At 57.7% G+C, this 2,979-nt stretch carries 4 protein-coding genes; all 4 read left to right on the top strand.

Translation table 11 applies throughout. The features are described 5' to 3' along the window. The coding region (locus ABJK56_RS16755; RefSeq protein ID WP_347245826.1) for a hypothetical protein at positions 1 to 264 on the top strand (264 nt) is incomplete at its 5' end. Beyond that, a complete protein-coding gene (locus ABJK56_RS16760; protein WP_347245827.1) occupies positions 255 to 635 on the top strand; it encodes a hypothetical protein in 381 nt (126 codons plus the stop codon). The genes ABJK56_RS16755 and ABJK56_RS16760, both read left to right, overlap by 10 nt. 268 nt (positions 636 to 903) lie before the next feature. After that, positions 904 to 1,989 carry a hypothetical protein gene (locus tag ABJK56_RS16765; RefSeq protein WP_347245828.1) on the top strand — a complete coding sequence of 362 codons (1,086 nt, stop codon included), beginning with the start codon at positions 904 to 906 and terminating at the stop codon, positions 1,987 to 1,989. An 8-nt stretch (positions 1,990 to 1,997) separates the two neighbouring features. After that, positions 1,998 to 2,954, top strand: coding sequence for a DUF1559 domain-containing protein (locus ABJK56_RS16770; RefSeq protein WP_347245829.1), 957 nt, complete (start codon positions 1,998 to 2,000; stop codon positions 2,952 to 2,954). Positions 2,955 to 2,979: the final 25 nt, after the last annotated feature.

Here is a 2,979-nt window from a genome sequence, read left to right on the forward strand (position 1 = left end):
AGTGCCATTCGAGCGTCAGAACGCGAGTTGCAGATCCGTGACAAGGTCTTGCTTGGTTCGCAGGTTTCGCTTGCCGGAGCCGCAGTAGCCGACGCCGCAGCCGGTGGAATAGCAGCGAGCGGTGTGTCCACCAAAGTTGCGATACACGGCGCGCATCATTCCTTCGGATCGTTAGGCCGACTAGCACATATTCAGATCAACTGGTGGAGATCCGGGGTGAAAGGTAGCGGTCGAGTGCTGAGGATTCCACTTCCATGGAGATAAGCGATATGATGGTTTCGGATCTGGCCCAGCTTGGCACTCTTGTCGACGCAGTGCATGATCTTTGGTTCGATGTTGATGCACTGAAAGGGTCTTTTTCCGAGGGAGTCGTCACCATTCCTCTCTATGGGCGGCCCAATGCCTTGAGCCGAAAGCAACTGCCAATCGCAACGTTGGTGATCAAACACGTGGACTCACTAGTGGTCGAAGACACGGAGCATGTAGGCTATTACGACATTGACCAGATTCGCTTCGACCCGGTGGGCAAAACGCTTACGATTATCGGTTGTATACCCGTCGTGGTTCGGTTACACGTTGCTAAGCTCAACGTTGAATTACATGCAAACCGCGAGGAGAACAGCATACGCGCATAGGCGAATGTCGGAGGATGTGATCGTTAGCGTTCAAGTGCACGATGAAAGACGCCGCCGCGTCCGCCAAGTCAGTGTCGTGGATGCGCATGCGTGCTGCATTTTGGTCACGGGCTTCCTCGATGCATTGTACTAATGCGATTGGGAAGACCACTGGTGGACTGGCCCGGAGATCTGGGCCAGCGGCGGGACCTGGCAGAACAGCACCTACGACGACTGCAATTACCAGTACCAGTGGACCAAGACTTGGCAAGGCCAGGGGGACGGTGCGGTGAGTAGCTCGGCGACCAATCACGTCAGTGGGTTGAAAAACGGCTCCGACAGCGGCTGGTGGACGCAGACGGTTCCCGAGGGAACCGGCAGCGGCTCTGTCAGCGCGAGCGGTAGCGGCTCGGGTTCGGGTAGCGGGACTTCTTCCAGCACCAGTTGGAGCGGAAGCTGGTACCAGTCGTATGACGAAACGGTCAGCTACCCCGGCTTCTACGAAGGGGCGTACTACGCGGGCGGTTCCGGCGGCTACTCTGGTGGCGGGGGCAGCCCGGAAGAGTACTTCGCCTACATCGGCGATGCCTTTAGCGGCGGCTCTTCCCCCGGCTCCAGCGGCAGCGGCCTGTTCCCCTTCGCCTATAGCGACGAGGAATTCTTGTCTGGCCAGGCACAGGGCGGTGGTGGGGCCTTGGGTGTTGGGAGAAACGGGGGCGGGCAGCAAAGGCAGGCAGTTGGCACTGGTGTGTCAGCTCGTGATACGTCTGCATTGGTGGATCCGCCGGTGCGACCGCGGGTTCGGCCATCGGAGCATGGGCGATCTCATCAGCAGCTGGCAATCTCTGCTTCTCAAGAGATTCCCAACGAGCCCGAGGGCAACTGGACGCCGGAAAAGTTTTTCGGAACGGGCTTCTTTGGGCTCTTTCCGTCACCGCTAATACGTCAAACTCGCTTCGGATGTGGCGGTCTGGCTGCGTGGAGGGCAGGATGCCAGGTTTTCGACCCGGATGGCGTGAATCAGTATCATCCCGCTTTCATTCAGCGGCTCCCCGGCACCCAGAAGGATGCCACCTGGCAGGAGGCCGTCGAGGCACTCAAGGCGCTCGGCGATGAGGGTGGGTTGATTATCGCCATTCAGTACGGCGCCGCGGGCGCTCCGGCGAACTACGCAACTTTATCAGGGGACAAAGCCGGGCCTGCCTATTGGGGATACGCTAACCACGGTTGGCAAGAGTCAACCTCCGGCGCACTCATCATACATAGCCGTCGCTTACCCCAATTTCCAAAAACGGAGTTCATGGTCATCCCGGGCAAGCTCGCTAGGTTCAAATGGCCTATTCCACCAGCAGAATATAAGCCGTTGGGTCCGTGAGGTGCGAGATGTACGCTGAGGAATACAAAAAGGTGCGCGGCCCATCGCGAGAAGAGGGTATTCAACTCGGTGCCGTCCTGTGTGGGGCTGATACCCGCGGCGGCTGGTACCTAAGAAAGGCGATTGCCATGCTTGTGGTTCAATCCAATATGATTTTGCTTTGCGGTTGCCGTGGTCCCGACGAACTTAAGGAAACGCACATGAAGTTCACGCAAATCGCACTAGCGTTGCAGGCTTACATGGATAACGATGCTGAATCCCAGTACAAGCAGCGATGTACCGGGCAGTCCCACGTGATACGGCTGGAGGAGGTTCCCTGGGATGAAGGGCGACTGCCGTTTATTGTGCGACGTGCTCCCGAAGACATGTCGGGAGACTCGTGGTTCTTGCAAAACGGTACCAAGGAGCCACTTTGGAGCTGGCGAGTGGAAATCACTCCCTACTTGGAATGCGCAGGCGAATCACTAGATTATTCCCAGCCTTGGCAGGCACCGGCGAACCGGAAAGTTCTGGCAAGATATAGCTACTTCTTTTCTTATTCTGAAGCGAGGCAATTGCGGGAAAACCCTGATCGATTTCCGGATGCCATTGCGTTGGCGATCACTGGCCCGGGTACGGCGTTTGGATGTCCAGGAGAGGAGCCCAAGCGGCGGAAGGAGTGCCCCGCCGACGTGATCATAGTCGTAGAGGTACGCGCGTCGGGGATCCCTTGGCCAGCGCCGGGCGATTTGGACATCCGCACCATGCCCCGAACCATCAACCCTCCGGATGGCAGAGGCATTTCCAGCAAGCATGAGGGAGGATTTCACGTCATTTTTGCGGACGGGCAGGTGTGGTTTCTATCTGAAAAGGTGCCTTTTCAGGTTGTGCGGAAGTTCTTCACCGTCGAGGAAGCAGCCAAGCATGATCGTGAAGAGCTGCTAGGACCTTATGTTTTGTGGCGGAGTGAGGCACGGGTCCCCTGAGGGAGCTTGAGAAGGGGATGTGGTG

Origin of the sequence: Thermogutta sp., from assembly GCF_039793925.1 — a bacterium.
In the GTDB taxonomy this organism is placed as follows: Bacteria; Planctomycetota; Planctomycetia; order Pirellulales; family Thermoguttaceae; genus Thermogutta.